Source organism: Brevibacterium sp. OS20, assembly GCF_056837565.1.
Genome location: NZ_CM166367.1, coordinates 1,056,821 through 1,083,240, shown reverse-complemented (window position 1 = coordinate 1,083,240; position 26,420 = coordinate 1,056,821). Strand labels below are relative to the sequence as shown.

Sequence of the window (26,420 nt, the reverse complement as noted above, 5' to 3'; positions counted from 1 at the left end):
TCAGGCCCCGAGCGGTCTCTCCTCGGGGCTGTGGAATGCATTCCGGTAGGCAGTAGGGCTGATGCCCAGTTCGTTCCGGAAGTGACGTCGCAGGGTGGCTGCGCTGCCCATCCCGCAGCGGGCGGCGATGATCTCGACGGCAGCATCGGTGCGCTCGAGCAGATCCTGCGCACGGAGGATCCGCTGGTTGTGAAGCCATCTGAGCGGGGTCACCCCCACCGAAGAAAGCATTCGGCGCGCGAGCTGTCGGCTGCTTACGGCGGCCCGACTGGCAAGGTCGTCGACAGTGAGCGGCTCGTCGAGGTGCGCCTTGGCCCAATCGAGTGCGGCACCGAGACAGTCATCGAGCGCAGGATCGGCCGGGGCGATGACGAACTGCTTCTGACCACCTGGTCGATGCGAGGCCACCACGAGCGTGCGGGCGAGCGCATTGGCTGCCGCGACTCCGAAGTCGAGGCGAACCAGATGCAGACACAGGTCGAGAGCGGCGGTCTTTCCCGCGGAGGTGAGAATCGTCCCGTCATCGACGTAGAGGACATTGTCGCGGACATCGACTCTCGGATGCAGTCGGGAGAGTTCGGCCGCGTGCATCCAATGCGTGGTCGCCGGACGCCCATCGAGCAAACCCGCCGCAGCGAGGACGAAGGATCCGGTGCACAGGCTGGAGATCCTGATGCCGTCGGCGGCGGCGGTTCGCAGCACCTCGAGAAGCTGCGGATCCGGTTCTCCGTCAAGGACGGTGGTCGAGGGCACGACGATCGAATCCACGTCGAGCAGATCGGCAAAGTCGCCTCTGCGACCCTGCGGAAGCCAGTTTGCGTCATCGCCGGTGGGGGTGCACACGATGAGGTCGTACCAATCACCCTGCGGCGTGAAATCAGAGCGATCGGTGCCGAAGACCTCGGCGGCGATCGCAGTCTCATAGAGCATGGAATCTCGGTGCAGGGCCAGCCCGACGGTATGCATGTCTGAAATTGTACGCAGAGTGTCCCATCGTCTCCTGGTGCCCGCAGCCGCGCGGTGATGAGCTTGAACCATGCAGAAGAACTCAGCAGTGCTCGTCTACGGAGCCTACGGACATACCGGTCGTTTCATCGTCGCCGAGGCGCTTCGGCGCGGACTGCGACCGATCCTCTCCGGTCGTAGAGAAGCCGCCCTCACCGCCATGGCCCAGAATCTTCCGGGAACGGAGATCCGCGTCGCGGACGTCGCCGTCACAACAGATCTCGATGCCGCAGTCGCCGGAACCGCCGCAGTCATCAACGCCGCCGGCCCATTCCTCGACACCGCAGAGCCATTGGCCGCAGCAGCCGCCCGCGCCGGGGCCCACTACCTCGATGTCTCCGCCGAACAGGGGTCCGTGCAGGCACTCTTCGAGACATTCGGATCGAATCGGACACCGATGAGCACGGCAGTGGTGCCGGCCATGTCCTTCTACGGCGGACTGGCGGACCTCCTCGTCACCGCCGCTGCCGGTGAATGGGAGGAGATCGACTCGGTGACAGTCGCCATCGGCCTCGACCGGTGGTGGCCGACCCCGGGGACTCGGATCACAGGCCGACGCAACACAGCCACTCGACTGAGGGTGTCCGAATCGATGCTCGTTCCCGTCTCCCCACAGCCCAGTCGCCACCAGTGGGCCTTCCCGGCACCGATCGGTGAGCAGACTGTTCGCGAGCAGCCATTCAGCGAGATGATCACCATGAACCGGCATCTGCGGGCCCGCCGGATCGACAATCTCCTCTCAGAGACCGCGCTGGCCGATATCTCCGATTCGGAGACCGGTGCCCCACAGGCGGTGGATGACTTCGGTCGTTCCGCCCAGAACTTCACCGTCGATGTCCGGCTCGACCGAGCCGGTCACCGACGCGAACTGCGAGCGTCCGGCCGCGACATCTACCAGGTCACCGCCCCACTCGTGGTCGAAGCCGCCATCCGCCTCATCGACGGTCGGTTCACCGGCACAGGGGCTCTGGCGCCGGGCGGGGCCTTCGACGCCGCCGACTTCCTCACCGCCCTGAGCGCGAATTGGCTGACGATCAGCTCTCCGGACGAAGAATCAGCGGCGTCCGGTCTCGCGGGGCAGGTGCCTGCCGAATCAATCCGCTGACTTCCGAGCCACCATCTCCGTGATCCAGGTCGGGGCGAAGGGCGAGGTGCAGCCGGGCGAGGTCGGGTAGTCGCGGAGAACGCCGAGGCGCTCACCGATGTCGATGGCACGTTTCCGCAGGTCCGGGTTCTCGATGCCGATATAGGACAACGTCTCGTTCATCGCCCACTGCAGACGTTCGGGGGCATCGGACATCTCGGCCTCGATCACATCGAGCAGACCGGGCAGGTCGAGGCCTTCGGGGTTCCGGTTCACCCGTTCGCTCGTCAGCGCCCACCCGGCGGAGGCGACCACGGGATCCGGATCGTCCATCCACGACCGGCGCAGCGCCTCGGCGTGGGGCGATTTCTTGACGATATAGCTGACCAGCCAACCGTGGACCTTCGGGACACGGGAGTCACGCAGCATCTCATCGAGCTGTGCTTCGCTCCAGGCCTTCGGACGCATGATGAGGATCGCGACGAGGCGGGCCGCAGTGTCACCGGAGTCCCACAGTTCGGAGGCGAGTTCATCGTTCTTCTTCAGGTCCTTCGCCACGGCGCGCAGCTTCGTCAGGTTGACCGCGTGGTCGTCGCCGTGGCGGGCGTTGACGGCGCGGATCTTCTCGTCCTCGAGCGAGGCCAGGGTGGCGAGCACCTCGGTGCTGGTGGTCATCATGTGCTCCCGGTTCGGTTGAGCATTAGGGCAGTGCGGATGAGTTGAGGTGAGCCGATGATATCCGACGCACAGGCGGCGTGGCAGAAGTTCTGGCAGCCGAGGACCAGGTCAGTCATCATCATCGGCATGCGGGGAGGCATCGATTTCAGCGCGCGTCCTCTTCGCACTGCTGAAGCCGACGATGACGACGACCATGCCGACGACGGCGCCGATGACGGTTTCGATGGCACGCGAGGCCAACAGCTCCGGAACCGGGTGGGGGCTGCCGATCTGGGTCATGAGCAGGGCCAACGGGGTGATGAAGAGCAGAGCCACCGAGTAGTTGCGCAGGACGAAGATCTCGGCGAGGAACTGCAGCAGGATCACCCACACCACCAGCTGCCACGCCTCGGAGGGGAACGATAGCAGGAACGCTGTGACGATCACGCCCAGCAGGGTTCCGACCACCCGGTGGACGCCGCGCTTGAGACGAGCCGAACGACCGGGCGGAGTGATCGGTGCGACCGCTGCGACCATCGCCCAATAGCTGTGTGACAGAAGCGGGAGCACATCGATGAGCAGGGTGCCGAGAACTCCGGCGATGAACGGGGCGATCGTGAATCGGGCGGCGTGGGCTGCCAGATCAGCCTTGCCCACCGGCGACAGCCCGACCCGCACATAGGTCTCCTTCTCCGGAGGCATGCGTTCGCCGGCATAGTGGGCGAACGCTCCGAGACCGATGCACACCAGCGCCGAGGCGGCCGCCACACCCATTGCCACCGGCACCGATGCGCCGCCCGGAATGGATCCGACGGCTCCCGTGGCGAAGATGAAGAAGATCGACCCGCCGGGTTTGAGCCGGAAGCGCAGGGCGATGGCCGCACCCGCACCGGACACGAGTGAGGTGATGACGACGAGCGCCCAGACCGAAGCTCCGAGGCTGCTGAGCAGGGCGCCGATGCCCACGCAGACGACGAGGACGGAGGCAGCGATCGACTGGCGTCTGGTCCGCGATCGTGGGGACTCGAAGCGCGCGTAGATGCCGGTGAAGGCACCGAAGGCGGCATAGACGGCAAGGTCGAGGCGGTCGATTCCGAGCAGCACGAGGAGTGGGATAGCGACTCCCAGGGCGATGCGGAACGCGGGAATATGGTCGCGTTCGCCCGGTGGGATGCGGAAGAACTCCTGCAGGTGGCTCAAACGGGTTCGGCCTCTTTCGACATCGGGAACGGACCCCGGTGACGGGATCGCTGACATGGGGTGGTGAGCTGAGTGCTCCCTTCGATCGTAGTCCGCCATCGGTGCTGACGAATGTCTTCTGCCGACAGGAGTGATCAACCTCGCTCGCCGAGGCGGCCGAGCGAGACCGTGATCACCGCCGTCACGGTCACATCGGTCACGGTCGGTGGCCCTGCCCCGACCGTGCGCGTGCCGCCTGCCGGTTGAGATGGTCGCGTTCGGCGAGGTTGCCGGCCCGTTCGGCGGCCCGTGCGTAGAGCTCGGCGGCCTGCTGTGACTCCCCTGCGCGTTCGCGCAGGTGCGCTTCGACGGCGAAGTAGCGCGGCAGGCTCTCGTCCAGTCCCCGCAGTTCGGCCAGGCCCGCCGCGGGTCCGTCGGCTTCCCCGACGGCCACGGCACGGTTGAGTCGCACGATCGGTGTATCGCGCAGGGCCAGCAGTTCGTCGTACCACTGAACGATCTGCACCCAGTCGGTGTCCTCGACTGTCTGCGCATCGGCGTGGAGTGCCGCGATGGCGGCCTGTGCCTGATATTGGCCGAGTTCATCCCGACCAAGGGCTGCCTGCAGGATTTCGATGCCCTCAATGATGAGTCGTCGATCCCACAGGGTGCGGTCCTGATCGGCCAGCGCGATGAGTCGTCCGTCGGGACCGAAACGGGCATCGCGGCGGGCGTGGTGGAGGAGCATGAGGGCGAGCAGTCCGTCCACCTCGGCGGAGTCGATCATCGCCCGCAGGCCGCGGGTCAGTCGGATCGCCTCGGCGACGAGGTCGACCTCGCCCGAGTGGCCTTCGTTGAACACGAGGTAGAGGGTGGTGAGCACTGCGGACAGGTCGCCGGGTCGGTTGAGTCGGGAGCCTGCGATCGTGGATTTGGCGCGGCTGATGCGCTGGGCCATCGTCGGCTCGGGCACCATATAGGCTGCGGCGATCTGCTTCGTCGTCAGTCCGCCGACCGCCCGCAGGGTCAGGGCCACCGCCGAGGCGGGGCTGAGGTCGGGATGGGCGCAGAGGATGTAGAGGTCGAGGGTGTCATCGACGTTCGGGACGCCGTCGGTTCCGGGTTCGGCCGAGGTTTCGGGCTCGGCGAGCGTGGCGGCCATGACCCGTTCCTCGCGTTTCATCCGCGATCCCTCAGATCGCACGATGTCGAGGAACTTCCGCCACGCCACCGTCACGAGCCAGCCCCGCCGGTCACGGGGCAGGTCGGCCGGCTACGATCGCAGGGCTTCGATGAGCGCGTCCTGAACGGCATCCTCGGCAGTCGCGAAGTCTGCTCCACGACTGACGAGGATGCCGATCACGGCGGGGACGAGCTCACGCAGCTCCGCCTCGGCCAGGGGATCCGGATCGATCATCGCGGACTCCGTTCGCGTCCCTGATCATTCGTCCACGCTGGGTGCGTGGTCGAGGAAGGGACGCAGTTCGAGCCATTCGTTGATCGGCTCTCCGCCCTTGCCCGGTGCGGCGGACAGCTCACCGGCGAGTTCGAGAGCGCGGTCGTAGTTCTCGACGTCGATGACCATCCACCCGGCGATGAGGTCCTTCGTCTCGGGGAAGGGACCGTCGGTGACCGGAGGCTTGCCCGGTCCGCCGGATCGGACGAAGGTGCCCTCGGGCGAGAGTGCCTGGGAGTCGACGAATTCACCGGAGTCCTTGAGTCTGTCGGCGAAGGCGTTCATGTACGCCACATGCGCGTCGACTTCGTCGGGACGCCACTGATCCATCGGGGTGTAATCCATATACTGCTCCGACATCCGATAGTGCTTGAGCATGAGGTACTTGGCCATGATGGTCTCCTTGTCTCGTGTCGCTCGCACGGGTTGTGCTCGCTGACATGTCTGGGACGCAGCCGGACGAGTGTTCTCGACATCGGCGGCGAAGTTTTCTCGAATCTCTTCGGCTCCGATCATCGAACACAGTCCCAGAATAGGCCGATGTGTCCGTCCTGGAACATGCGTCACCGGATCCGAACACGAATCGGCCCAGGTCACGGCTCCGCGCTGAGAGGCTTGTCTTGTACGAAACACCGACAGCTTTTTGCACACGAGACCAGGAGCAGACCATGAAGGCACAGACACTTCTCAAGACCATCACCGTTGCCGGAGCTCTCGCCGCGACCCTGACACTTTCGGCCTGCGATATGAACATCACCTTCGGCCCAGAAAGCCAGGGCCAGGAACAGGGCCAGGAGCAGGACGGTCAGCAGGACCAGCAGACCGAGAGCACCGAGACGACCGCCGAAGAACCGGCATCGGATTCGGGCTCCGCCTCGGACTCCACCGGTTCGGGTTCGACCGGAACGACCGATAACGGCACGACGGACAACGGCACCACCGGCAGCGGCGGATCCACGGATTCGTCCAGCGCCTCCTCGGCGAGTGGCTCCTCCACCTCGAACGGCTCGTCGTCCACCGGATCGTCGTCCTCGAGCGACTCCACCTCGAGCGGATCATCGTCGTCGAGCGGCACGACCGACAACGGCTACCAGGGTCCGCGGATCGGCGAAGACGGAGTCGAACTCGACGCCGACGGCAACGGCAAGATCCCCGCCGACGTTCTCGAGGCGGACATCAAGAACGCCTACGCCAAGCAGGGCACCACGGTCGACAACGTCGACTGCTACTCCGACCTGCGGATCTTCTCCCACAGCGGCTCACAGAACTGCACCGTCGCCGCTGCCGGCAAGAATCACTACGGCACTGTGAAGATCACCTCGGCGTCGCAGTCCGGCATCGGCTACAGCCTCGAGTTCCCGAACATCTGAGCCGACAATGCCCGGTCGCCTCATCGACGCGGCCACCCTGATCCGCTCCCCTCGAGCAGCCGCGACCCGCTCCATTTCGAGCGCCGCGCATCCCCAACTGCACTCCCCTGGCCCGCTGCGGCCCGGGGAGTGCGGTCATTCGTGTCGTGGAACAAGTCGGCTTCCTGTGGTGTTGTCGCTGATGTGGGCCACGGAACAGGTCGGGCCCCCAACCGATTCGTCAGTCGGACTGATTCGCCCACCGATGAGGAGCAGAGCATGACCAGACGCGTCCAGTACACCTCCAACGGAGACATCGATCAGCTTCACCTCGCCGAGGTGGCCGTCCCCAAGGTCGGCGAGGGCCAGGTCCTCGTCACCGTCCTCTATGCCGGGCTCAATCCCCTGGATTGGAAGATGCTCCAGGGCGGTCGCTTCGGTTCCGTCGAAACTGCCTCCGGCAACGGCGTGGACTTCTCCGGCGTCGTCGCCTCGGTCGGCGAAGGCGTTACGGACTTCACGCCCGGAGACCTCGTCTACGGCGGGCTGCCGAAGCAGGCGCAGACCGAACAGCTTCTCATCACCGATCCTGCCGACAGGCTCGACAGGATCCCGCGCGGACTCGGCGTCGACACCGCCGGAGGTCTCTACGTCGCAGGGCGCACCGCCGTCGCCGGAATCCGCGCCCTGCGCCTCAGCGAAGGCGACACTCTCTTCGTCTCCGGGGCCTCCGGCGGCGTCGGCATCATCGTCGCCCAGCTCGCCCGCAACCTCGGGGCGAGGGTCATCGGCAGCGCCAGCCAGGGCAATCATGCTCTCTTGGAAAGCCTCGGGATCGAACCCGTCACCTATGGTGAGGGACTGTGGGACCGAGTCAGTGAGCTCGCCCCGGACGGGATCCAGGCCGCGTACTCGACGCAGGGTGAGGACGAGATCACGGGCATGATCGACCTCGGCGTCCCAGCCGACCGCATCGTCTCGATCGGTGCGGGCCCCACGGTCGCGGAGAAGTACGGGGTGAGCATCGACGGCGAAGCCAGAGCCCGCCGTGATGACATGGTCTGGCTGGGCCAGGCCATCGCCTACGGCCATATCCACATCCCGATCGCCCGGGTCTTCGACGCCGAAGAGGTCCACGACGCCTACCGGCATCTGCTCACCGCCCACCCGGCAGGCAAGGTGCTGCTGCGCTTCCCCGCGAAGCCGCTGACCGACGAGCAGCGAGCCCATCTGACCTGAGGCGCCGGCCCAAGTTCCGCGGCGGCTCAATTCCCACGACAGACAGATTTCACGACAGACAGCATTTCCAGAACACAGAGAAAAGGAGCACCATCATGGCCATCACCGATAAGAAGGTCGCATTCCTCCTCACCCGCGGCGTCGAGCAGATCGAACTCACCAGTCCCCGCGCGGCACTCGACGAGGCCGGGGCGACGACCGTCATCGTCTCCCCGTCCGAGGGAACACTGCAGGCGATGGAAGGCGATTGGGAGCACGCCGAGACCTTCGACGTCGACGTTCCCGTCGCCGAAGCCTCGGTCGATGACTTCGACGCCCTCGTCCTGCCCGGCGGCACCCTCAACGCCGACGCTCTGCGTCTGGACGAGGACGCCGTCAACCTCGTCAAAGCGTTCTTCGCTGCCGACAAACCTGTCGCGGCCATCTGCCATGCCCCGTGGATCCTCGCAGAGGCGGGAGTGGCCAAGGGACGGAAGCTGACGTCCTTCATCGCGACGAAGACAGACCTCATCAACGCCGGCGCCGACTGGACCGACACCGAGGTGGTCGTCGACGGCAACCTCATCACCTCCCGCAACCCCGGCGACCTCGACGCCTTCAACCAGGCGATCGCTGACAAGCTGAGCTGAGCAGGAACGATGCCTCTTTCGCCGAGGTCGGACCGCCTCGGCGACGAACTCCCCGGAACGATCGTTTCGGGGAGTTCGTCTGTTCGTCACCCGGGGTCTTGACAGCCGCGCTTATGATCTACTCATGCCAGCTTCCCCGTTCGTCAAGGCGACGACTCCTGCCCTCGCGTCACTGCTCATCGGGTTCCTTCTCCTTCTCTGCTCCACACCGCCTCCGGCACATGCCGCCTATTCGACCTCGAGCGCGATCGGGACGATGCACAGATCGCTCGGCGGGAATTCCGGCAAGCTCGGCCCAGCGGTCGGCCCGCAGCGGTGCACGCTGATCCAGAAGGGCTGCTATCAGTCGTTCAAGCACGGCAGCATCCATTGGACGAAGGCCACCGGTGCCCATGCGACTCTGGGTGCGATCCGCACGGCGTGGAAGAAGTCCGGGTGGGAACGCGGTCCGCTCGGCTATCCGACGAGCAACGAGTACCGGTCCGGGTCCGAGACCCGGCAGAAGTTCCAGAAAGGCATGATCGTGTGGACGGCGAAGTCCGGGGCGAAAGTGACGCTGACGAAGGCGCCGTCGTCGTTCACGATCAAGGGGTCGGGGTTCGGCCATGGAGCCGGGATGAGCCAGTACGGAGCGCGCGGAATGGCGGCAGCCGGAAAGTCGTCGACGCAGATCTTGCAGCACTACTACACCGGGGCCAAGGTCACGACGATGTCGAAGGACGCCGACGCCAGTCTCAGGGTGCAGCTGCTGACCGGGAAGAAGTCCGTGACGGTCTCTCCGCGGTCCGGCCGTCTGCGGGTCAAGGTCGGGTCGAAGACCATCGAATCGGCCTCGAAGGTCACGATCGAACGGACCTCGTCCGGTTCGGTCAAGGCGATCATCGGGTCGAAGAGCTATTCGGGATCGAAGCTCACCCTCGAATGGCAGGGCACCCGATATTGGAAGAGTTCGTCGGCGACGACGGTGTCGGTCAGCGGTGCCCAGAACGGGGCGACCGGCACCTACCGGCACGGACGGCTCGAGATCGGTCAGCTGAAGAGCTCGCTCAACGTCATCAACGTGGTAGGTCTCAACAAGGAATATCTGCCGGGCATCGCCGAGATGCCGGCATCGTGGCAGTCCGAAGCCCTGCGCTCTCAGGCCATCGCTTCGCGCACCTATGCCTACCGCAATCTCGGTGCGGTGAAGCCTGCCTGCGGGTGCAACGTCTATGACGAGGTGGCCTCGCAGCGTTTCCTCGGGTGGACTCATGAGAATGCAGGCGATTCCGGTCCATGGCGCAAGGCCGTGGCCGCGACACAGAGCACGAGCGGGTCGACGGTGAAGTCGGCGCGCGTCATCACCTACAAGGGCGGGCTCATCGATGCTGTCTACTCGTCGTCGGCAGGCTCGAAGACGCATTCGGCTGCCGAGGTGTGGGGGTCGGCCGTGCCGTACCTAGTCTCGGTCGATGACTCTCCGTCGAAGTATGCCTCTGCGCAGAACCCGAACGCCTCGTGGTCGGTGACGGCCAAGCAGGCCGACATGGCACGGGCGTTCGGGCTGGCAGACGTCCGGTCTGTGACGGTGGCGAAGACCGGCTCAGGTCTGGTGAAGACGGTGAAAGCCACCTCGGTGAAGGGGAAGACCGCGAGCCTCACCGGCGATCAGCTGCGGACCAAGCTGAAGCTCAAGTCCGCGTCATTCAGCGTGGCCTGAGGGAAACTCGCCTCCAGGGTCAGACTCCGGCAGGGGTGAGCAGTCCCCTGTTGACGAGTTCGGCTTCCTTCTCGCGAACGATCGGGATGACGGTTTTGCCGAACGCTTCGAGTTCCTCCTGGAAGTGCAGGAAGCCGGTGAGGATGAGGTCGACGCCGATCTTCTTGTACTCGATGATGCGGTCGGCGACCTGTTCGGGAGTGCCGATGAGCTGGGTGCGGAAGCCGTCGTTGTACTGGACGAGGTCTTCGAAGCTCGAATCCGCCCACATGCCCTTCTTATCGTGAGTCGAGGCTCCGGCCTGCTGGACGGACTTGCGGAATCCTTCGACCGCGCTTTCATCGGCTTTGGCGATGATCTCACGCAGCTGTTCGCGGGCTTCGGCCTCGGTGTCGCGGACGATGGCGAACCCGTTGAGCCCGAAACGGACCTTCCGATTGTGCGCTCGGGCCACCTCGGTGACGTCGTCGTACTGTTCGCGGAAGCCGTCGAAGTCCTTGCCGTTGGAGAAGTACCAGTCGGCGTGCTTGCCGCCGTTGATGCGAGCGGCCGAGGAGTTTCCGCCTTGGAAGATCTCCGGGTGGGGGCGGCCCTCGACTGGGTAGGGGCCGGGGCGGAGGGTGAAGTCGTCGACGGTGTAGAAATTGCCGCGGTACTCGACGTTCTCCTCGGTGAAGAGCTTGCGGACGACATCCATGAACTCGGCGGACCGGCGGTACCGTTCGCCGTGTTCGAGCCACGGCAGGCCGAGGCGGGTGTATTCGTCCTTGAACCAGCCGGAGACGACGTTGATGGCGGCCCGGCCCTTCGTGAACTGGTCGGCGGTGAGGATGAACTTCGCGAGCACGGCCGGTTCCCAGATGCCCGGATGAATGGCGGCGATGACCTTGAGCTTCTCAGTGGCAAGGGCGAGCGCGAGTGACGTGGAGGTCGATTCGTGCTGCTGGGCCGCGCCGTAGCTGGAGAGGTAGCGGACCTGGCTGAGTGCGTATTCGTAGCCGACTGCCTCGGCGGTCTGTGCGAGCTTGACGTTGTAGTCGTAGCCCCAGTCGGTGCGCTGTTCGATGTTCGACACGACCAGGCCGCCGGAGACGTTGGGCACCCAGTAGGCGAACTTCAGGTCTTCGGGTTCACCGGTATAGATCGGGTTGGCGTGGAGATTCGTCATTGTGTGTCCCTTCCCATCGAAACTGGCATGAGCACCGTGTCCGCGGGGCGTGCGCTGCGCGATCTTCCGCGCCGGACCGGTTGCTGCGACGTCATCGGGCCAGTTCCCTTCAGTCGCTCGTGATGTGTGCAGGTGTGCAATATCGTGTGTGCGGGTGTGCCGTGCCAGACTACTGAGACGCAGACCACACTCGGCGGGCAGACTTCGCAGGCCGACGCATGCCGTCACAATGACGCATTCCGCCACGAACCGTCATGCGATTTGCCTTCCGGCAGCTGCGCTCCGCTGCACCCAGCTCCGCACCCCTCACCCTTGGCGGCACACCACCTCGTTGCACCGGTGCGTTGGACCAGGACCGACGAGGGATGCGAAAGCACCGGTAGCAGGTGGCACGAATGGTGCGAACTGTCACAATCGGTGTGGGATGTCCGAATACGAGCCTCCCGCGACCGGCATGGAGGTCCGCCGCCGGTGAATCGACGAAGTCCCGGCCCGCAGCAACTGCGAGACCGGGACTTCCGTGGCGGAGGATAGGGGATTCGAACCCCTGAGGGCGTTAACCCAACCCGCGTTCCAGGCGAGCGCCATAGGCCACTAGGCGAATCCTCCGCGAATCAGCTTATCCGAGTCATGACGACAATGCGAAATCGCGGTGGCCGAGTGTGAAGCATCCCACTTCCCGCAGGTGAACACGCGACCTCGTCACCCGACGGCACACGGTTCAGTCCGCGACGGCGCGGAGATGCCGTTCTGCCGACGGCTGCGCCCCGTCCTCCCGTCTGCGTTCGATGCTGCCGTCATTGATCCAGCCGTGCAGCGTCTCCAATCGGGACCGCGTCACCGTGTCCACCGGCTGATAGACCGAGAGCGTCAGCCTCTGGTTCTCCTGCGCGATGAGCGTCGTCATCGTCAGCTTGAGCGTGCCCACATACGGGTTCTCAATGGTCTTGACCCGCCCGACAGATCGACCGACCGTTCCCGAATCCCACAGGCGGCAGAATTCCGGATTCCTGCGCAGCCGCGACAGCAGCGGCGACCACTCGGGATCGTCGATCGACTCCGCGTACGAGGCACGCAGCTTCGCCACGACCTGCGCCCGATGGCCGTCGTCGGAGTGGAAGGTCCGCGCCCATTCCGGGCTCTCGAAGGACTGGATCGCGCAGTTCCTGTCGGCCGGAGCGAGTGCTTCGAGGTCGGAGGCGAGATACCGTTCGACGGAGTTGAAGGCGAGGATCGTATACCGCGGATCAGTGACCATCGCCGGCAGCGGCAGCAGTTCGTCGAGCAAGGTGCGCATCTGCTCTCCCACCGCCGAGTCCCCCGGGTTCGCGACTCGATCCGGATATCCGCCCAGCAGGAAGAGATGGGCACGCTCCTCACGGTCGAGCAGGAGCGCCTCGGCGATGGATTCGAGCACCGACTCCGAGGGGTGGACCTCGCGCCCCTGCTCAAGCCAGGTGTACCAACTGGTGCCGATGTTCGCGAGCACAGCGACCTCTTCGCGCCGCAGTCCCGGCACCCTCCGCCGGGTGCCGGCCGCAAGACCGACCTCGCAGGGCCGCACTCGGTTGCGTCGCGAACGCAGGAATCGTCCTAGCTCCTCGGTTCTCACTTGTGCCATGCCTCCATTGTCCGTCCGACGCTCACCCCGTTCCACCCTGTCACCGCTCTCAGCCTGGTGGTGCGACCAACACCATCAGCACGCCCTCCCACTCCCCCGCGGCCCATCGCAGACTGGATCCATGAGAGATTCCCACACGCAGACATCATCGACCTCCGCCGAGGCGGTTCCGACCTCGGCCCTCGCCGAGGCTGCTCCCGGTCACGCACCCGACGTCGACCCCGCCCCCACCGCAGGCCATCCTGCCCCCGTCCTCTGGCCGCTCCACCTCGGTGCGTTCCTCGCGACGTTCATGTTCTCCGTCTCGAACGTCGCGATCCCCGCGGTGCAGGCCGACATCGGTGCGAGTGATGCGACCTCGGCACTCATCGTCGGTCTGTTCTCCGCCGCCTTCGCCTCCGGCCTCATCCTCTGCGGTCGCATCGGGGACCGCTTCGGGCGTCGCCGCCTGTTCATGATCGGCACGGGCGCGCTCGTCATCACCTCAATCGCCGTCGGACTGGCACCCGATCCGCTCTTCCTGCTCGTGGCTCGCGCAACCCAGGGTTCGGCAGCGGCGGTGATGATGCCGCAGATCCTCGCGAGCTTCCAGCATTCGCTGTCCGGGGCCGCACGGTTGAAGGCGATCAGCCTCTTCGGCGCATTCTCCGGAGTCGGCACCGTCGGTGGTCAGGTCCTCGGCGGCGGACTCATCTCCCTCTTCGGCCAGACCTGGGGGTGGCGGGCGGCGTTCCTCAGCTGCGCGATCGCCGCCGCAGCCGCCTATCTCGGTTCCCTGCGTCTGACCGAATCACGCAGCACCGACCCGGCACCCCTCGACGCCCTCGGCGCGATCCTCCTCGGCGTGAGCATGATGTGCCTCGTCATCGGACTGGCGCTGGGACCGGTCACCGGCTGGCTTCCGCTGCCCGCAACCCTCTTGGCAGCCTGCGCTGCAGCTCTCACCGCGTTCGCACTCTGGCAGAACCGCGCCGAGGCGGCCGGACGTGACCCCCTCATTCCGCCGCAGGTGGTTCGCATCCCTGCCGCATGGATCGGGATGCTCATGGCCTTCGTGTTCTTCGCCGGCTTCGGCACGTTCCTCTACAACTTCGCGCTCACATCGCAGACCGGCCATGGTGACCCCGCCGCCGTCTCCGGACTCACGCTCGGCCTCTTCGCCGCAGCTTTCCTCATCACCTCTCTCCTCGTCCCCCGGGCCGTCGGTCGACTCGGCGGGCCCGGCACGATGGTCCTCGGCACGACCCTGCAGGCGATCAGCCTTCTCGGGGTGGCTTGGGCGTCGGCGACGGCCCCAGCCACAGAATGGAATCTGTGGTTCCAGCTTCCGGGAGTCGTCCTCGGCGCAGCTCAGGCTCTCCAGTTCGGTCCTCTTGTCGGCACCGTGGTCGGAGCGGTCCCCGACCGAGTGGCCGGGCTGAGCGGCGGTCTCATCGCAACGATGCAGCAGGCGGGCATCGCCGTGGGCGTGGCACTGCTCGGAGCGCTCTTCCATGTCTTCACGCTCAGCCTCGGCCATGACAATGCCTTCGCCGTGGCATGCCTCGTTCAGGTCGGGCTGTGCCTGGCCTTCGGAACGGGCGCTCTGGCACTCCTCAGGCTCGGATCGCGTCGATGATCCGCACCCGAGTGGCGACGACAGCAGGCACCGATCCTGCCAGCGCTCCGGCTCCGACCGAGACGAGCATGCCCACGATCGCGGCAGAGATCGGGACCTGCGGAGTACTCGCACCGTCGAACATGAACTCAGAGACGAGCGGCGCCTTGAGCACGAGCACGGCGATGAGAACGCCGACAGCGCCTGCGATGGTCGTCGCGACGACGCTCTCCATCATCACGGAGAAGAAGATGCGCCGACTCGTCGCCCCGAAGGATCTGCGGATGCCGATCTCCCTGATCCGCTGTTGGATCGTCACAAGAGAGATGTTGAGCAGGCCGAGCATACCCATGAAGAGAATGAGGATGCTGATGACCAACAGCACGTTCTTCACCGGACCCAGTGTTTCATCGATGTCCGAGGCGAAATCGGTTCTGTCCGCACTGACGTCGAAGCCGGGCAGCTGCCGTCTGAGATCACTCGTCACCTGTTTGCTCAGCTCCTCACCGACCTCGGGCGGCACCCACATCTCGAATTCGGTGACGGCGTAGGCGTCTGCGGCGAACTGCTTCTCCTGCCCGTTGAGGACGTAGATCTCCCCGTACTCCTGGAATTCGGAGGAGGGCACCGAACCGATGACCGTGGCCGTCTTCTTCGGGGAACCGGACAGCTCGATCGTGGCCGGCAGGGAAGTCGGGTCGATGCCGTATTCGCTGAGGAAAGTCTCATCGGCGACGACGGCCGGCGACAGGTTCGCGGCGTCACCGGCGGTGAACCACCTGCCGTGATCGACGGAGAGTCGGCGCATGACGTCGAAATCCGGGTCGACGATGTACATCGAGGCGCTGACGGTGCCAGCCGGTCCCGGCACCGTGGTTTCGGCCTGACCGTAGGCGGAGATGTGGCTGATTCCGAAACGGTCGGCGGTCTCGTCGAGTGCTGACCGGACCTTCTCGACCTCGGATTCGCCCATCTCGGACTCGGTCGGATTGAGGCTCAGGGTGTAGGTCGCGGCTCGACCACCCTGCTGCTCGTACGAGTCGGCAAGCCCCTTCTGCATCATGTTCCCGAACCCGACGACGAGGGTCAGTGCACACACTGCCACGCCCACGCCGATCAGGGACATCAGCACGCGCACCTTGTGCACCCTCAGTTCCTGCCAGGCCTCGACGATCGATGCGGCGAATCCTGTGATCATCGGCTCTCACCCGCCAGCGCCTCGGCGGTGGCCCCGTCGAGGACCGGATGGAGACACCCCTGACTGAGCGAGAACTGTCGAGTGGCCATGTTCGCCACCCCGAGATCATGGGTGATCGTGATGAGCGCGGCACCCGAGTCCTTGGTGATGCCGTCGAGGATCTCCATGACCTGACGCCCCGTCTCAACGTCCAGGGCGCCCGTCGGCTCGTCGGCGAGCACGAGCTTCGGCTCACGCACCAGCGCGCGTGCGATCGCGACTCTCTGCTGCTCACCTCCGGAGAGACGGTTCGGCTTCGCCTCGATCCGGTCGCCGAGGCCGAGGCGCTCGAGCATGGCTTCGGCCGATCTCCGCCGATTGCGGAACTCCCGTCCAGTGGCGTACATCAGTGGGGCTTCGACGTTTTCGACCGCGGTGCGTCCGGGCAGGAGGTTGAACTGCTGGAAGACGAATCCGATGTCCCGTCCTCTGATCGCTGCGGCCCTGTTCCGGGAGATCTTCTGCACGGGTTCACCTGCGAACTCCATGTCCCCGGTCGTCGGCGCGTCGAGGAGTCCGAGGATGTTGAGCAGCGTCGATTTGCCGGTGCCGGAGCGACCGACGATGCCGATGTGCTCCCCCACCCCCACCTCGAGGTCGATATCGGCAAGGATCGTGAGCAGCTGATCGTCAGCGATCGGCACCGAACGCGACACATGTCGCAGCGAGAGCAGAGTCTCTGCCGCCGTCGGCTCCGGGCGGCTCACCAGTCCTCTCCCTCGCCGAACTCGTCATCCATGCCGCCCTCGGAACTCTCATCTTCAGGTTCGGTGCCGGGAACGAACTCATCGATCTCCTCACCTTCGTCCAGGCCCGACTTCACTTCGACCATGGACCCGTCGTTGAGGCCGATCTCGACCTCACGCTCCTCGGACTTACCACCGTCTCCGGTCACCCAGACTGATCCCTTCTCGGTGAGTCCGCGCACCGCGGTCACCGGAACGACGATGACGTCCTTCGCCTCTCCCGCATCGATGGTCATAGTGAGATCGAGGCTGTTGTAGACGGTGACATCGTCGGGGATGGCACAGATCAGCTGCGGACCGTCTCCGGAACCTCCCTCCGAGCCTTCGGCGGCAGAACCGTCGTCACCTGCGCTTTCAGCCCCTGGGTCCTCGGACTCCTCCTCGCTCGTCGACGACGATGCCGAGGCTGTACCCGGCCCCTGGTCGAGTCTGAGACCCGTGCAGTCGAAGGGCTTCGGGCCCTCGTCGATTGCGATGTTCGCGGTGTCCGGAAGCTCCTGCACCCGGTAGAGATCGGTCGCCTTGATCGGCGCCTTGGCGGTGAAGGTCTTCTTCAGCAGCTCGGTCACCTGGGTGTCGGCAGAGACTGTGTCACCCTGCTCGACGGAGAAATCACCCACCGTGCCGTCTTCCGCAGCGATCACCGAATGATACTTCGGCTTGGCCGGGGTCGACGGGTCACCTCCCGATGCCTCATCCCCGCCATCCGAGTCTGCTGTCTCGGCATCGTCGCTGCCGCCGTCCGGCTCTTCGGGCGCCTCCTGCTCACCCTCGCTTCTGACCTGGAACAGCTCCGCGCCTTTGAATACCTCATCACCGGGCTTGACGAAGAGATGGTTGACCACGCCGTCGTGGTCGGCTTTGACCGCAGTCGGGGAGTCGACGTTGATGCGTCCCTTGACTTCGATTGTGTTGGAGATGTCGCCGCGTTCGGCGGTGATGGTGGATTCCGCCGGCTCCCCACTGGCACCGACATCGTCGAATTCGTCGTCGGCAGCCGGTTTGAAGGCGATCCAGCCGAGGAATACAGCGATGAGGATGAGGACGAGGAGGAAGGCCAGCGGCAGAACCACTCTGCGGAAAATGTGCATGATTCCTTAGGGATGGGAAACGAGGATGCGTCCACACTATCCAGTGAATGTCCCGGTCAGATGATGTTTCTGTCACGAGTGGATAACAGTGTCCTTGTCGCAATCATGTGGCCCCGCCCACTCGTTTTGTCCACCGAGGCCGCTCTCGACTAGACTGATTCACGGCTCCCCGTGCGGCGTCATCTTGTGAACTCCCCCAGGGCCGGAAGGCAGCAAGGGTAAGCGAGCTCTGTCGGGTGCACGGGGAGTCCTCTATTCCCCAACATCACAATTCCACAACTCCCCCTCTCCCTCATCTGCCCAGGTCAGGTCTGCCTACACGGCCCTCCGAGCGCCGGAATCGGGGCGAAGAAGCGAAAGCGTTAATACTTTCGTGATTTTGCTTCATTACCATGATTCGCAGTTCTCATCCCTGTGTTCAAACGAGGTTTCCCTGTTGTCCACGAAGATCCAAGGGGCCATTGCCGCCCTTTCGGCACTGGCCCTGCTCACGGCGTGCACACCGTCGAGCGACGATCCCGACGCGACCCGCAATGGCGCGAACAAGACCGCCGAGGCGGCCGCGGATCCCGTGTTCCGCGTCGGAGCCATCACCTCCGAGGCAGCAGAATCCGCGTCCGAATCGACGCCGACGTCGCAGCCCAGCGATGCGACCTCCTCAGCTGAGCCGAGTGAGTCCGCCGATGCGGCGACCGCGATGCCCGGCGCCGGGGACTTCGGCGAGGTGACCGAATCCGGCGACGACATCGACCTCGAGGCCGGCCAGCGGATCGGCATCTCCGTCGAGAACGCCGACCTCAGTGACATCTCCGTCACCGAGGAGGCCCACCCCCGGATCGGGCACGATCCCGGCACGTTCTTCGACGCTTCGGGCACCGCGCTCGAGACAGGTGACGACGCCCAAGCCGGTTCGTCGACACCGAGCTCCACCGAGTCCGGGACGGCCGACGATGGTTCGAAGGACGCCGAAACAGACGACAAGGACACCGCCGAGGTGGTCGCCGCCCCGGACGAATCCGCCGCCTGGATCTCGACCTACGGCCTCGTCGCCGACAGCGAATACACCGTGAAAGTCACCGCCACCACTGCCGGCGGAGACGAAGTCGACCTCGACGCAACGATCACCGTCGGTGACAGCGACGGCGCCCCGATGTCGGTACGTACAACGCTCGCCGACGATCAGACGGTCGGCGTCGCCGCCCCCATCATGCTCAACTTCGGTTCCACCGTGTCCAAGGACTTCCGCGACGATGTCGAACGCCGCCTCTCGGTCAAGGTCACCGATGAAGACGGCAAGGAGCGGGAGGTCGAGGGCTCCTGGGGTTGGCTCTACGACGATCCGCAGTCCCGCCTGCATTTCCGCCCGAAGGAATTCTGGCCCGCTCATTCGAAGGTCTCCGTCGACGTTCCGCTCAAGGATGTGCCGACGGGAGAGAACAGCGTCGGTCAGAACGACCTCACCCTCGACTTCGAGATCGGACGCAAGCAGGTCGTCAAGGCCGATGCGCAGTCCCATCGCATGACCGTCACTCGTGACGGCAAGACCGTCATGGACTTCCCTGCCTCGCTCGGCGCACCGAAGTCCCCGTCCTACAACGGCACGCATGTGGTCATGTCGAAGGCCGCCGACTATACGATGACCTCCGAACAATGGGACTACGAGACCGATGTGCAGTGGGCGGTGCGCATCCACAACAACGGAGAATTCATCCACGCCGCCCCGTGGTCGGCAGGCGTCCAAGGTTCGCAGAACGTCTCCCACGGCTGCATCAATCTCACCACCGAACGGGCCAAGGAGTACTACGACTCCGCGATCTTCGGCGATCCCGTCGAGGTCACCGGTTCCCAAGTGAGCCTGTCGACCAATGACAGCGACATCTCGGACTGGGTGTACTCCTGGGATGAGTGGAAGAAGCTGAGCGCCCTCGATTGAGAGCGCCCAGCTTGCTTGCCTGACTGATGCGGCAGGCTCCTCGCCGACGACTTACTTGTCGAGCTTCTTCACCGCTTTGTCGATCATCGGCACATAGCGTTCGAGCGTCCAGGGGACGGTGAGCGGGTTGATGATCGAGGATCCGGTGACGAAGGGCTGATCATCCGGAGCCACGACAGCCCCGGCCTTGATCGCCGGAATATTCGCATACAGTCCCTGCGATTCGATCTCTTTCCTGTTCTTCTCATCGGAGTAGAAAGTGAAGATGAGGTCCGAATCGTTGAGCTTGTCCGCGTTCTCCAGACCGATGAGCGCTGAATCCGTTCCCGGCTCGTCGTAGTCCTTCTTCAGCTCGTCGATGATCGGATCCGGGGTCAGTCCGAGCGCCGAGACCATCGCCACCCGCTGCTCGTTGGGGTAGAAGACGCCGAGGGTGCCGGGACCCGAGTTGTAGATGAAGGAGAACGTGAGGTCCTTGTATTCCTCTCGCTTCGCCTCTTTCAGCTGCGTCTTGATGTCGTCGACGAGGCCTTCTGATTCCTCTTCCTGACCGAGCGCCTTGCCGATCGTGGTGATCTGCTCATCCCACTTGATCGTCCACGGCTGCTTCGGGTAAGCCACGGTCGGGGCGATGGCATCGAGCTGCTTGTACTGCTCGGCCGTGATTCCCGACCAGGGGGCGAGGATGACATCCGGTTCGAGTTCGGCGATGGCTTCGACGTCGAGTTCCGTATCCCCCTGGAACTGTTCGGGCAGCTTCTCACCCTTGTCCTTCACGGCCTCGTAGATCCACGGCATGTAGCCGGTGTCATCGGATCCCCAGGCATATTCCTCCATGCCGACCGGCGTCTTGCCCAAAGCGATCGCAGTTTCCGTCGATCCCTGGCCGAGGGTGACGACGCGTTCGGGCTCGGATTCGATGACCGCTTCACCGAGTGCGTGCTTGATCGTCACGGTCTCGAAATTCGCGGACCCGGATTCCTCCGCGGCCTGCGATCCCTGCCCGCAGGCGGTGGCGGTGAGCGAGAGCGCGACGAGCGCTCCGGCGATGACGGCCCGGCGGCTGTGAGGAACTGACATTCCTGTCCTTTCGACAGTGGTCGGAGCCTGATACGACCCCTCGACATTAACGTAGGCCAGCCTAACTTAACCTACTGCCGTTTCCGCAACACCTGTGAGCCACTTCACTTAAGTCATCCTCATCTGCTGACAGCAGAAACCCTCGCCGAGGCGGCCCTACCGACCGTAGGCTCACCCCATGACCGACATGCTCCCGCACAACCCGACCCCGCCGCCGCTGTGGCGTGAGGCGCTCGGCCGCGCTCTCCGACTGCGCCGCACCGATTTGGGTCTCACACTGGCTCAGGTCTCCCACCGGTCCGGGGTCTCGACCCAGTTCCTCTCCGAGATCGAACGCGGGCTCAAGGACCCGTCGTCGGAGGTCATCGAGGCAGTGGCCGAGGTGCTCGAGCTCCAGCTGCCGCAGGTCCTCGTGCTCGCTGCCTTCGGCCTGACTTCCGGGGTCCCTGCGACCGCGCTGCTGTCGGCGACCGATATGACGCGAGCCGCACCTGCTCCGCCGGCAGCGGGTCAGGTACGGCTCGCCCTCGCGGCCTGAACGGCTCAGCCGTTCCCGGCCTCGAGCCGGTTCGCCCGCAGCACCTCGAGTCGGGCACGATATTCGGCCTCCTCGATATCCCCCTGGGCGAAGCGCTGGGCCAGAGTCGCCTCGGCGCTCCTTGTTCCCTCTCGTGCCGCAGCCGCCCACGGCGGTCCCCCGGCCTGCCGCCACCGGCGACGGTTGAGGGTCACGATGAGGGTGACGATGAGTCCGATGACGAGGACCCAGAAGATCGGAATGAGGAAGAAGAACGGCCAGGCAAGCGGTCCGTGTTCCATGTGCATGATGCCTCCTTGGCGGGTGTCCACGCCGTTCGTGGACCTGACATCAATGACACACCGCAAGCCGGTCGCTGCGAATCCGCCGAAGGGAGTCACCTGCGCTGCTCCGCACGGAGCAGAACTCAGTGCTCGTTCAGCCAACCGGGAGAGACCAGCCCCGATTCGTAGGCGAGGACGACGAGGTGGACGCGGTCTCTGGCCCCGACCTTCGTCATGATGCGCGAGACATGGGTCTTCGCGGTCAGCGGGGAGAGCACGAGCGATTCGGCGATCTCGTCGTTCGACTGACCGCGGCCGACGAGCGCGAGAACTTCGCGTTCGCGGTCGGTGAGAACGTCGAGCCCGGAGTCGGGTTCTGCCTTCAGCCCCAAGGACATGCGGGAGAGCAGGTATTTCGTGACTTCGGGCGAGAGCAGGGCCTCACCGGCGGCCACGACGCGCACGGCGCGGATGAGGTCGGTCGGGTCGGTGTCCTTCAACAGGAAGCCGCTCGCCCCGGCGCGCACGGCGCGGACGATGTATTCGTCGAGTCCGAAGGTCGTCACGAGCACCACGCGGACGGCATCGAACCGCGGATCGGCGGCGATCTCCTCCGTCGCCCACAGTCCGTCTCCGTCGGGCATGCGGATGTCCATGAGGACGACGTCGGCGGGTGCTGTGCGCAGTGCTTCGAGCAGGGCGTTCCCGCCGGAGGCTTGGATCGTGACCTCGATATCGTCTTCGGAATCGAGCAGTGAGGCGAAGCCGGCGCGCACGAGCTGATGGTCATCGGCGATGGCGACTCGGATCGGTGTCATCGATGCGGCTCCTCGTCTGGCAGCTCTGCATGGTCGGCGTTCCAGGGGAGGTCGACGTCGACGACGGTGCCCTGCCGACCCTTCGAGGTCAGGGTGAGTGACCCTTTCAGCAGCTTCGCCCGCTCGCGCATGCCCATGATTCCCGTCCCTTCGACTCCGTCTGGGAGTCCTGTCCCATCATCGCTGATGCTCACCTGCAGCCGATCCGAGTTCCGTGCGATGACGACCCGTGCGCTGCCGGCGCCGGCATGTCTGAGCACGTTCGTCAGTGCTTCCTGGATGATCCGATAGGCGGCTGCGTCCGTTGACTGGCCGGGCGCCTCTCTCACACCCTCGGCGTCCGTATCCCGCCGGTCGTCCACCCTGAAGTCAGTGGAGCCGACGAGGCGGGAGACCAGCGCCGGAACGGCGTCGAGTCCGAGGACCGGAGCCAAGGGCGCCGGTTCTGAGGCTTCCGCAGCACCGGTGTCGGAGCGCATCGTATGCAGCACGGTGCGGACTTCGTTGAGCCCTGTGCGGCTGAGTTCTCTGATGGCCGCGAGTGCGGACCGTGCCTGTTCGGGATCGCGGTCGATGAGGTGTTCGCCGACTCCGGCTTGGACGTTGATCTGGGACAGAGCATGGCCGAGGACGTCGTGGAGGTCCCGGGCGATGCGCAGTCGTTCGGCCTGGACGACCTCGGCGTGGCGTGCGTTCTGCTGGGCTGCCTCCTGGCGACGGAGCTCGCTGCGGCGGCGGACGAATGCGCCGATGCCCACGGCGATGGCGAGTCCCATCGTCGCCGAGACCACCCGTCCTACCGACCAGTCGATTCCCAGCAGGGGACCCAGCAGCAGGCAGCCCGCCCAGACTCCCGCCGCCGAGGCGATCGCCCAGAATGCCTTTCCGCGGACGATCGCGGCAACGACGGCGAAGAGGAAGCCGGCGTAGAACGGCGTCGTCCCGGGCCCGGCCTCCGCGGGCGGCCAGGGACCGCGGTCGCTCCACGCACCCGGTCCCATACCGAAACTGCCGGGGCCCGGATCGGGAGTCGCCGCCGCCCACACCAGGACGTCGAGGAGGACGAGCCCTGCCAGTACGGCCACGCGCGGTCCGGGCCACCGCACTGCGAAGAGGAAGATCGCCGGTGAGAGGACCGCGGTGCCGATGCGGATGATCATCGCGGCCGCAGACGTCTCGGTCGCAGCGGCGAGGACGATGGAGAACGGCAGCTGGAGCACCGCTGCGGCGACGGTGAGCAGGACGACTCGTCGGCGCGCGCGGCGGTCTGGACGGTCCGGTCTCATTCTCCGATCGTAGCGACCCGCGCCCGGGGCCGTCGTCATCCTCGGGGAGTATCTCGACCCACCTCGGTGAGAGTACGCGGTCAGAGGATGACGTCGACGAGTCCGAAGTCCCGTGCCGCCTTCGCGTCGAGGACGAGGTCGCGATCGAAGTCACGGTGGATCTGCTCCGGGGTCCGACCGGTGCTGTCGGCGAGCATCTCTTCGACGTCCCGCCGCTGCCGGACGATCTCGTCTGCGGCGACGATGAGGTCGGGGATCGTGCCCCGCGCCCCTTCGGCATGCGGCTGTCGCAGCACGGCGCGGGCGTGGGCGAGCATGGCCCGCTGGCCGGGTTCTCCGGCGGCCAGGAGCACGGCCGCATCGGCGACGGCCTGCCCGACGCAGGTTGTGGCCACGGGCGCGCCGATGTGGTGCATTGCGTCGAAGATCGCCGTCATCGCGGTCAGGGAGCCGCCCGGGGAATTGATGTTCATGCTGATCGGCAGGTCCCGGCTGCTCGAATCGAGGTGGAGCAGCTGCGCGATGATCGTGTTCGCCACGCCGTCGTCGATGGGCACGCCGAGGTAGACGATGCGGTTGCCGAGCAGATGCGAGTAGACGTCGACGATCTTCTCACTGCCACCGGTTCGGTCGACGACGTTGGGGATCGTGTACTGACTCATCGGCTTCCTCCGATCTGAGCTCGCAGGTCGGACGGGGAGTCGATGACGCGATCGATGAGTCCGTACTCGATCGCTTCTTCGGCGGTGAACCACCGGTCGCGCAGGGAGTCTTCGAAGATGCGGTCGTAGGTCTTTCCGGTCGCCTCGGCTATCCGGTGCAGGACGGTGTCTCTGACCGATCGGAGGTCGTCGCCCTGGAGTTCGATGTCGGCGGCGGCTCCGCCGATTCCGCTCGATCCTTGGTGGAGGAGGATGCGCGCGTGGGGCAGGGCGAGGCGTCGTCCGGGCGTTCCCATGCTGAGAACGAATTGTCCCGCCGAGGCGGCCCACCCGAAGGCGATCGTGACCACGTCGTTGGGCAGAGCGGCGATGGTGTCGGCGATCGCGTGCATCATCGGCACGGAGCCTCCGGGAGAGTTGATCCACAGGTGGATATCGGAACGCGGATCCTCGGCGGAGAGGAGGACGAGTCGGGAGACGATCTCCATTCCGTTCTCGTCGCGCAGCTCGCCGTTGAAGACGACGGACCGGTAGGCGTAGAGCATGCGCTGGGATTCGGGGATCGCGGTGGCCGCGTCGGTCTCGTCGGAGCCGGAGAACAGAGGTGGTCGGCTGTGGGGCGAAGAGTTGAGAGTGAACATGCGTCCACACTGGCAGTGCCGGTGGGAGTGGGAAACCCTGATCCGCTCGGCGCAGACGTCTGCCGCTGTGAGCGGACGGACTCCGTTTCTCTGAACCGCCCGCACAGGCCCGCGTGCTAGCATCGACGCACTGGTTAGGGGGCGAGATGATGGCGAATATGTGGCTGACTCTGCAGCTGCTCGTCGTCGTGCTCTCTTCCGACCTCGACTCGGTCGTACCCCAGTCCCCCACTCATCTCATCGTCCTGGCTCTCCTCGGTGCGGCCCTGCTCACGCCGATCGCCGCATGGGCGAGCATGGCTCTGCTGCGTGTGCTCTCGCTGTCGGCGCGCCCGCCGTCTCTGCCGGGCACGCGCCGAAACATCCGCGAATTCCGCATGCCGGAGGAGCCCGGGACTCCGGGTACGGCTCTGCCCAGAGCCCCCTCTTCCGTCGTTCACGCCATCGCCTGAACGACCTGTTCCGTACGGAACGTCTCCCCGCCTCGGCGCGGGCAATTGTCATCAATCGTCACGGTGATGGCCTTCAACGGCCCATTCAACCGCGCCTCAGTGCGCCCTGTCCGAAGGACACTCACCTGTGAACATCTACGAATTCCTGCCCATCCGCCTGCTCGTCGAGGCCGCCTACACGGTGGTCACGGGGATCAGCGACATTCTCGAACCGCTCGCCGGCGGCTTCAGCGCCGCCCTGGCCGTCATCGTGCTCACCGTCCTGGTCCGCGCCGTGCTCATCCCCGTCGGGGTGTCCCAGGTCAGGGCAGGCATCACTCGGAAACGACTGGCCCCGAAGATCAAAGAGCTGCAGACGAAGTACAAGAAGCAGCCCGAACTCATGCAGCAGAAGCTCATGGAGCTGTACAAAGAGGAGAATGCCTCCCCCTTCGCCGGATGCCTGCCGGTGCTGGCACAGACCCCAGTGCTCATGGCCGTCTATGGCCTCTTCATCAATGCGACGATCGGCGGGCACGCCAATGAGCTGCTCGGGCATACGCTCTTCGGCCTGCCTCTCAACACGAGCTTCGTCAGACTGCTCGGCGCTGGCGATCTGACCGGCACCGCGATCACGGTCTACCTCATCCTCGTCGTCCTCATCGCCGTCGTCGCGGGGTTCTCCCGACACCTGCTCACCCCGGCCACACCCGAGACCCCGACCGCTCCCTCGACGAAGACCGGAGCAGATGCTCCGGCGATGCCGGATCTGTCAGGCGTGATGAAGACCCTGAGCTTCATGCCTTTCCTCACCGCGATCTTCGCGCTCTTCGTCCCCTTGGCCGCCGCTCTCTACCTGGCGACGACGACCACGTGGACGCTCGGCGAACGGCTCGTCCTCAACCGCCTCCTCGGCGCGAACGATCCCCAGCCCGAACAGTCCTCTGCCACCCGCGGCTGAACCGGGACGCGACGCTGCCCGCAGCAACGACAGAGCCCGGGACGAAAGAA

27 protein-coding genes, 1 tRNA gene, 1 other RNA gene and 1 riboswitch are annotated in these 26,420 nt (G+C 65.3%); of the genes, 11 read left to right on the top strand and 18 right to left on the bottom strand.

Going from position 1 to position 26,420, the window contains the following annotated elements:
- A complete protein-coding gene (locus ACVZTU_RS04625; RefSeq protein WP_139469370.1) occupies nucleotides 1–966 on the bottom strand; it encodes a GlxA family transcriptional regulator in 966 nt (321 codons plus the stop codon).
- Between the two features lie 70 nt (nucleotides 967–1,036).
- Between ACVZTU_RS04625 and ACVZTU_RS04620 the strand changes: the two genes are divergently transcribed.
- A complete protein-coding gene (locus ACVZTU_RS04620) occupies nucleotides 1,037–2,110 on the top strand; it encodes a saccharopine dehydrogenase NADP-binding domain-containing protein (protein ID WP_139469369.1) in 1,074 nt (357 codons plus the stop codon).
- Here the strand turns inward: ACVZTU_RS04620 and ACVZTU_RS04615 are convergent.
- The 5 genes from ACVZTU_RS04615 to ACVZTU_RS04595 form a co-directional block, all read right to left on the bottom strand.
- The gene (locus tag ACVZTU_RS04615; protein ID WP_427846183.1) at nucleotides 2,099–2,764 is read right to left on the bottom strand and encodes a DNA alkylation repair protein; all 666 of its coding nucleotides are present in this window, start codon (nucleotides 2,762–2,764) and stop codon (nucleotides 2,099–2,101) included. The genes ACVZTU_RS04620 and ACVZTU_RS04615 overlap by 12 nt on opposite strands.
- Nucleotides 2,765–2,875: 111 nt before the next feature.
- Entirely contained in the window at nucleotides 2,876–3,946 is a 1,071-nt protein-coding gene (locus ACVZTU_RS04610; protein ID WP_180345649.1) for an FUSC family protein, read from the bottom strand.
- Between the two features lie 196 nt (nucleotides 3,947–4,142).
- Complete coding sequence (locus ACVZTU_RS04605) at nucleotides 4,143–5,108, bottom strand: RNA polymerase sigma factor (RefSeq protein WP_482401508.1); 966 nt, start codon at nucleotides 5,106–5,108, stop codon at nucleotides 4,143–4,145.
- Between the two features lie 90 nt (nucleotides 5,109–5,198).
- Nucleotides 5,199–5,342: a hypothetical protein gene (locus tag ACVZTU_RS04600; protein WP_482401507.1), complete on the bottom strand. Its 144-nt coding sequence runs from the start codon at nucleotides 5,340–5,342 to the stop codon at nucleotides 5,199–5,201.
- A gap of 24 nt (nucleotides 5,343–5,366) precedes the next feature.
- Nucleotides 5,367–5,774 (bottom strand): YciI family protein, encoded by a 408-nt coding sequence (locus tag ACVZTU_RS04595; protein ID WP_139469366.1) that lies wholly within the window; start codon nucleotides 5,772–5,774, stop codon nucleotides 5,367–5,369.
- A 275-nt stretch (nucleotides 5,775–6,049) separates the two neighbouring features.
- Between ACVZTU_RS04595 and ACVZTU_RS04590 the strand changes: the two genes are divergently transcribed.
- The 4 genes from ACVZTU_RS04590 (at nucleotide 6,050) to ACVZTU_RS04575 (ending at nucleotide 10,297) form a co-directional block, all read left to right on the top strand.
- The gene (locus ACVZTU_RS04590) at nucleotides 6,050–6,751 is read left to right on the top strand and encodes a hypothetical protein (protein ID WP_139469365.1); all 702 of its coding nucleotides are present in this window, start codon (nucleotides 6,050–6,052) and stop codon (nucleotides 6,749–6,751) included.
- 258 nt (nucleotides 6,752–7,009) lie between these two features.
- Nucleotides 7,010–7,969 carry an NADP-dependent oxidoreductase gene (locus ACVZTU_RS04585; RefSeq protein ID WP_139469364.1) on the top strand — a complete coding sequence of 320 codons (960 nt, stop codon included), beginning with the start codon at nucleotides 7,010–7,012 and terminating at the stop codon, nucleotides 7,967–7,969.
- A gap of 95 nt (nucleotides 7,970–8,064) precedes the next feature.
- On the top strand, nucleotides 8,065–8,598 hold the full coding sequence (locus tag ACVZTU_RS04580; RefSeq protein WP_139469363.1) for a type 1 glutamine amidotransferase domain-containing protein: 534 nt from the start codon (nucleotides 8,065–8,067) through the stop codon (nucleotides 8,596–8,598).
- Nucleotides 8,599–8,722: 124 nt separating this feature from the next.
- On the top strand, nucleotides 8,723–10,297 hold the full coding sequence (locus tag ACVZTU_RS04575; RefSeq protein WP_139469362.1) for a SpoIID/LytB domain-containing protein: 1,575 nt from the start codon (nucleotides 8,723–8,725) through the stop codon (nucleotides 10,295–10,297).
- Nucleotides 10,298–10,316: 19 nt separating this feature from the next.
- On the opposite strand, the gene sfnG is transcribed toward ACVZTU_RS04575, so the two are convergent.
- The 3 genes from sfnG to ACVZTU_RS04560 form a co-directional block, all read right to left on the bottom strand.
- On the bottom strand, nucleotides 10,317–11,465 hold the full coding sequence (sfnG, locus tag ACVZTU_RS04570; RefSeq protein ID WP_139469361.1) for a dimethylsulfone monooxygenase SfnG: 1,149 nt from the start codon (nucleotides 11,463–11,465) through the stop codon (nucleotides 10,317–10,319).
- 10 nt (nucleotides 11,466–11,475) lie between these two features.
- Nucleotides 11,476–11,594, bottom strand: a riboswitch (SAM riboswitch).
- A gap of 392 nt (nucleotides 11,595–11,986) precedes the next feature.
- A tRNA-Ser gene (locus ACVZTU_RS04565) sits at nucleotides 11,987–12,074 on the bottom strand.
- A 112-nt stretch (nucleotides 12,075–12,186) separates the two neighbouring features.
- Nucleotides 12,187–13,086 (bottom strand): helix-turn-helix transcriptional regulator, encoded by a 900-nt coding sequence (locus ACVZTU_RS04560; RefSeq protein WP_139469360.1) that lies wholly within the window; start codon nucleotides 13,084–13,086, stop codon nucleotides 12,187–12,189.
- Nucleotides 13,087–13,207: 121 nt separating this feature from the next.
- Here ACVZTU_RS04560 and ACVZTU_RS04555 point away from each other — a divergent pair, with 121 nt between their 5' ends.
- A complete protein-coding gene (locus ACVZTU_RS04555) occupies nucleotides 13,208–14,704 on the top strand; it encodes an MFS transporter (RefSeq protein WP_139469359.1) in 1,497 nt (498 codons plus the stop codon).
- Here the strand turns inward: ACVZTU_RS04555 and ACVZTU_RS04550 are convergent.
- Genes ACVZTU_RS04550 through ACVZTU_RS04540 form a run of 3 tightly spaced genes read right to left on the bottom strand, consistent with a single transcriptional unit; the run spans nucleotide 14,682 to nucleotide 17,757 of the window.
- On the bottom strand, nucleotides 14,682–15,881 hold the full coding sequence (locus tag ACVZTU_RS04550; RefSeq protein ID WP_139469358.1) for an ABC transporter permease: 1,200 nt from the start codon (nucleotides 15,879–15,881) through the stop codon (nucleotides 14,682–14,684). The genes ACVZTU_RS04555 and ACVZTU_RS04550 overlap by 23 nt on opposite strands.
- Entirely contained in the window at nucleotides 15,878–16,627 is a 750-nt protein-coding gene (locus ACVZTU_RS04545; RefSeq protein ID WP_229664009.1) for an ABC transporter ATP-binding protein, read from the bottom strand. The genes ACVZTU_RS04550 and ACVZTU_RS04545 overlap by 4 nt, the downstream gene beginning before the upstream one ends.
- Entirely contained in the window at nucleotides 16,624–17,757 is a 1,134-nt protein-coding gene (locus ACVZTU_RS04540; protein WP_139469357.1) for a permuted SH3 domain-containing protein, read from the bottom strand. Before ACVZTU_RS04540 ends, ACVZTU_RS04545 begins: the two co-directional genes overlap by 4 nt.
- A gap of 160 nt (nucleotides 17,758–17,917) precedes the next feature.
- Between ACVZTU_RS04540 and ffs the strand changes: the two genes are divergently transcribed.
- An RNA gene (gene ffs / locus ACVZTU_RS04535) (signal recognition particle sRNA small type) lies at nucleotides 17,918–18,013 on the top strand.
- 180 nt (nucleotides 18,014–18,193) lie between these two features.
- Nucleotides 18,194–19,690 carry a L,D-transpeptidase gene (locus ACVZTU_RS04530; RefSeq protein WP_248284025.1) on the top strand — a complete coding sequence of 499 codons (1,497 nt, stop codon included), beginning with the start codon at nucleotides 18,194–18,196 and terminating at the stop codon, nucleotides 19,688–19,690.
- A 51-nt stretch (nucleotides 19,691–19,741) separates the two neighbouring features.
- Here ACVZTU_RS04530 and ACVZTU_RS04525 read toward each other — a convergent pair whose 3' ends face one another.
- The gene (locus tag ACVZTU_RS04525) at nucleotides 19,742–20,770 is read right to left on the bottom strand and encodes an iron-siderophore ABC transporter substrate-binding protein (protein WP_139469356.1); all 1,029 of its coding nucleotides are present in this window, start codon (nucleotides 20,768–20,770) and stop codon (nucleotides 19,742–19,744) included.
- Between the two features lie 178 nt (nucleotides 20,771–20,948).
- Here ACVZTU_RS04525 and ACVZTU_RS04520 point away from each other — a divergent pair, with 178 nt between their 5' ends.
- Nucleotides 20,949–21,308 (top strand): helix-turn-helix domain-containing protein, encoded by a 360-nt coding sequence (locus tag ACVZTU_RS04520; protein ID WP_139469355.1) that lies wholly within the window; start codon nucleotides 20,949–20,951, stop codon nucleotides 21,306–21,308.
- Nucleotides 21,309–21,313: 5 nt separating this feature from the next.
- On the opposite strand, the gene ACVZTU_RS04515 is transcribed toward ACVZTU_RS04520, so the two are convergent.
- From ACVZTU_RS04515 to ACVZTU_RS04495, 5 genes are all read right to left on the bottom strand, one after another.
- Nucleotides 21,314–21,595: an SHOCT domain-containing protein gene (locus tag ACVZTU_RS04515; protein WP_139469354.1), complete on the bottom strand. Its 282-nt coding sequence runs from the start codon at nucleotides 21,593–21,595 to the stop codon at nucleotides 21,314–21,316.
- Between the two features lie 119 nt (nucleotides 21,596–21,714).
- A complete protein-coding gene (locus tag ACVZTU_RS04510; RefSeq protein ID WP_139469353.1) occupies nucleotides 21,715–22,389 on the bottom strand; it encodes a response regulator transcription factor in 675 nt (224 codons plus the stop codon).
- Nucleotides 22,386–23,675 carry a sensor histidine kinase gene (locus ACVZTU_RS04505; RefSeq protein WP_180345647.1) on the bottom strand — a complete coding sequence of 430 codons (1,290 nt, stop codon included), beginning with the start codon at nucleotides 23,673–23,675 and terminating at the stop codon, nucleotides 22,386–22,388. Before ACVZTU_RS04505 ends, ACVZTU_RS04510 begins: the two co-directional genes overlap by 4 nt.
- An 80-nt stretch (nucleotides 23,676–23,755) precedes the next feature.
- Nucleotides 23,756–24,337: a ClpP family protease gene (locus tag ACVZTU_RS04500; RefSeq protein WP_482401506.1), complete on the bottom strand. Its 582-nt coding sequence runs from the start codon at nucleotides 24,335–24,337 to the stop codon at nucleotides 23,756–23,758.
- Nucleotides 24,334–24,978, bottom strand: coding sequence for a ClpP family protease (locus tag ACVZTU_RS04495; RefSeq protein WP_139469350.1), 645 nt, complete (start codon nucleotides 24,976–24,978; stop codon nucleotides 24,334–24,336). The genes ACVZTU_RS04500 and ACVZTU_RS04495 overlap by 4 nt, the downstream gene beginning before the upstream one ends.
- Before the next feature lie 146 nt (nucleotides 24,979–25,124).
- On the opposite strand from ACVZTU_RS04495, the gene ACVZTU_RS04490 reads away from it, so the two are divergent.
- Complete coding sequence (locus tag ACVZTU_RS04490; protein ID WP_180345646.1) at nucleotides 25,125–25,430, top strand: hypothetical protein; 306 nt, start codon at nucleotides 25,125–25,127, stop codon at nucleotides 25,428–25,430.
- A 127-nt stretch (nucleotides 25,431–25,557) separates the two neighbouring features.
- Nucleotides 25,558–26,370, top strand: a complete 813-nt coding sequence (locus ACVZTU_RS04485; RefSeq protein ID WP_139469349.1) for a YidC/Oxa1 family membrane protein insertase — start codon at nucleotides 25,558–25,560, stop codon at nucleotides 26,368–26,370.
- Nucleotides 26,371–26,420 lie beyond the last annotated feature (50 nt).

What these genes read in the sequence shown, in the direction of transcription:
- ACVZTU_RS04625 (WP_139469370.1), bottom strand. Translation starts at nt 966, where the DNA reads ATGCATACCGTCGGGCTGGCCCTGCACCGAGATTCCATGCTCTATGAG.
- ACVZTU_RS04620 (WP_139469369.1), top strand. Translation starts at nt 1,037, where the DNA reads ATGCAGAAGAACTCAGCAGTGCTCGTCTACGGAGCCTACGGACATACC.
- ACVZTU_RS04615 (WP_427846183.1), bottom strand. Translation starts at nt 2,764, where the DNA reads ATGACCACCAGCACCGAGGTGCTCGCCACCCTGGCCTCGCTCGAGGAC.
- ACVZTU_RS04605 (WP_482401508.1), bottom strand. Translation starts at nt 5,108, where the DNA reads ATGAAACGCGAGGAACGGGTCATGGCCGCCACGCTCGCCGAGCCCGAA.
- ACVZTU_RS04600 (WP_482401507.1), bottom strand. Translation starts at nt 5,342, where the DNA reads ATGATCGATCCGGATCCCCTGGCCGAGGCGGAGCTGCGTGAGCTCGTC.
- ACVZTU_RS04595 (WP_139469366.1), bottom strand. Translation starts at nt 5,774, where the DNA reads ATGGCCAAGTACCTCATGCTCAAGCACTATCGGATGTCGGAGCAGTAT.
- ACVZTU_RS04590 (WP_139469365.1), top strand. Translation starts at nt 6,050, where the DNA reads ATGAAGGCACAGACACTTCTCAAGACCATCACCGTTGCCGGAGCTCTC.
- ACVZTU_RS04585 (WP_139469364.1), top strand. Translation starts at nt 7,010, where the DNA reads ATGACCAGACGCGTCCAGTACACCTCCAACGGAGACATCGATCAGCTT.
- ACVZTU_RS04580 (WP_139469363.1), top strand. Translation starts at nt 8,065, where the DNA reads ATGGCCATCACCGATAAGAAGGTCGCATTCCTCCTCACCCGCGGCGTC.
- ACVZTU_RS04575 (WP_139469362.1), top strand. Translation starts at nt 8,723, where the DNA reads ATGCCAGCTTCCCCGTTCGTCAAGGCGACGACTCCTGCCCTCGCGTCA.
- sfnG (WP_139469361.1), bottom strand. Translation starts at nt 11,465, where the DNA reads ATGACGAATCTCCACGCCAACCCGATCTATACCGGTGAACCCGAAGAC.
- ACVZTU_RS04560 (WP_139469360.1), bottom strand. Translation starts at nt 13,086, where the DNA reads ATGGCACAAGTGAGAACCGAGGAGCTAGGACGATTCCTGCGTTCGCGA.
- ACVZTU_RS04555 (WP_139469359.1), top strand. Translation starts at nt 13,208, where the DNA reads ATGAGAGATTCCCACACGCAGACATCATCGACCTCCGCCGAGGCGGTT.
- ACVZTU_RS04550 (WP_139469358.1), bottom strand. Translation starts at nt 15,881, where the DNA reads ATGATCACAGGATTCGCCGCATCGATCGTCGAGGCCTGGCAGGAACTG.
- ACVZTU_RS04540 (WP_139469357.1), bottom strand. Translation starts at nt 17,757, where the DNA reads ATGCACATTTTCCGCAGAGTGGTTCTGCCGCTGGCCTTCCTCCTCGTC.
- ACVZTU_RS04525 (WP_139469356.1), bottom strand. Translation starts at nt 20,770, where the DNA reads ATGTCAGTTCCTCACAGCCGCCGGGCCGTCATCGCCGGAGCGCTCGTC.
- ACVZTU_RS04520 (WP_139469355.1), top strand. Translation starts at nt 20,949, where the DNA reads ATGACCGACATGCTCCCGCACAACCCGACCCCGCCGCCGCTGTGGCGT.
- ACVZTU_RS04515 (WP_139469354.1), bottom strand. Translation starts at nt 21,595, where the DNA reads ATGCACATGGAACACGGACCGCTTGCCTGGCCGTTCTTCTTCCTCATT.
- ACVZTU_RS04510 (WP_139469353.1), bottom strand. Translation starts at nt 22,389, where the DNA reads ATGACACCGATCCGAGTCGCCATCGCCGATGACCATCAGCTCGTGCGC.
- ACVZTU_RS04505 (WP_180345647.1), bottom strand. Translation starts at nt 23,675, where the DNA reads ATGAGACCGGACCGTCCAGACCGCCGCGCGCGCCGACGAGTCGTCCTG.
- ACVZTU_RS04500 (WP_482401506.1), bottom strand. Translation starts at nt 24,337, where the DNA reads ATGAGTCAGTACACGATCCCCAACGTCGTCGACCGAACCGGTGGCAGT.
- ACVZTU_RS04495 (WP_139469350.1), bottom strand. Translation starts at nt 24,978, where the DNA reads ATGTTCACTCTCAACTCTTCGCCCCACAGCCGACCACCTCTGTTCTCC.
- ACVZTU_RS04490 (WP_180345646.1), top strand. Translation starts at nt 25,125, where the DNA reads ATGATGGCGAATATGTGGCTGACTCTGCAGCTGCTCGTCGTCGTGCTC.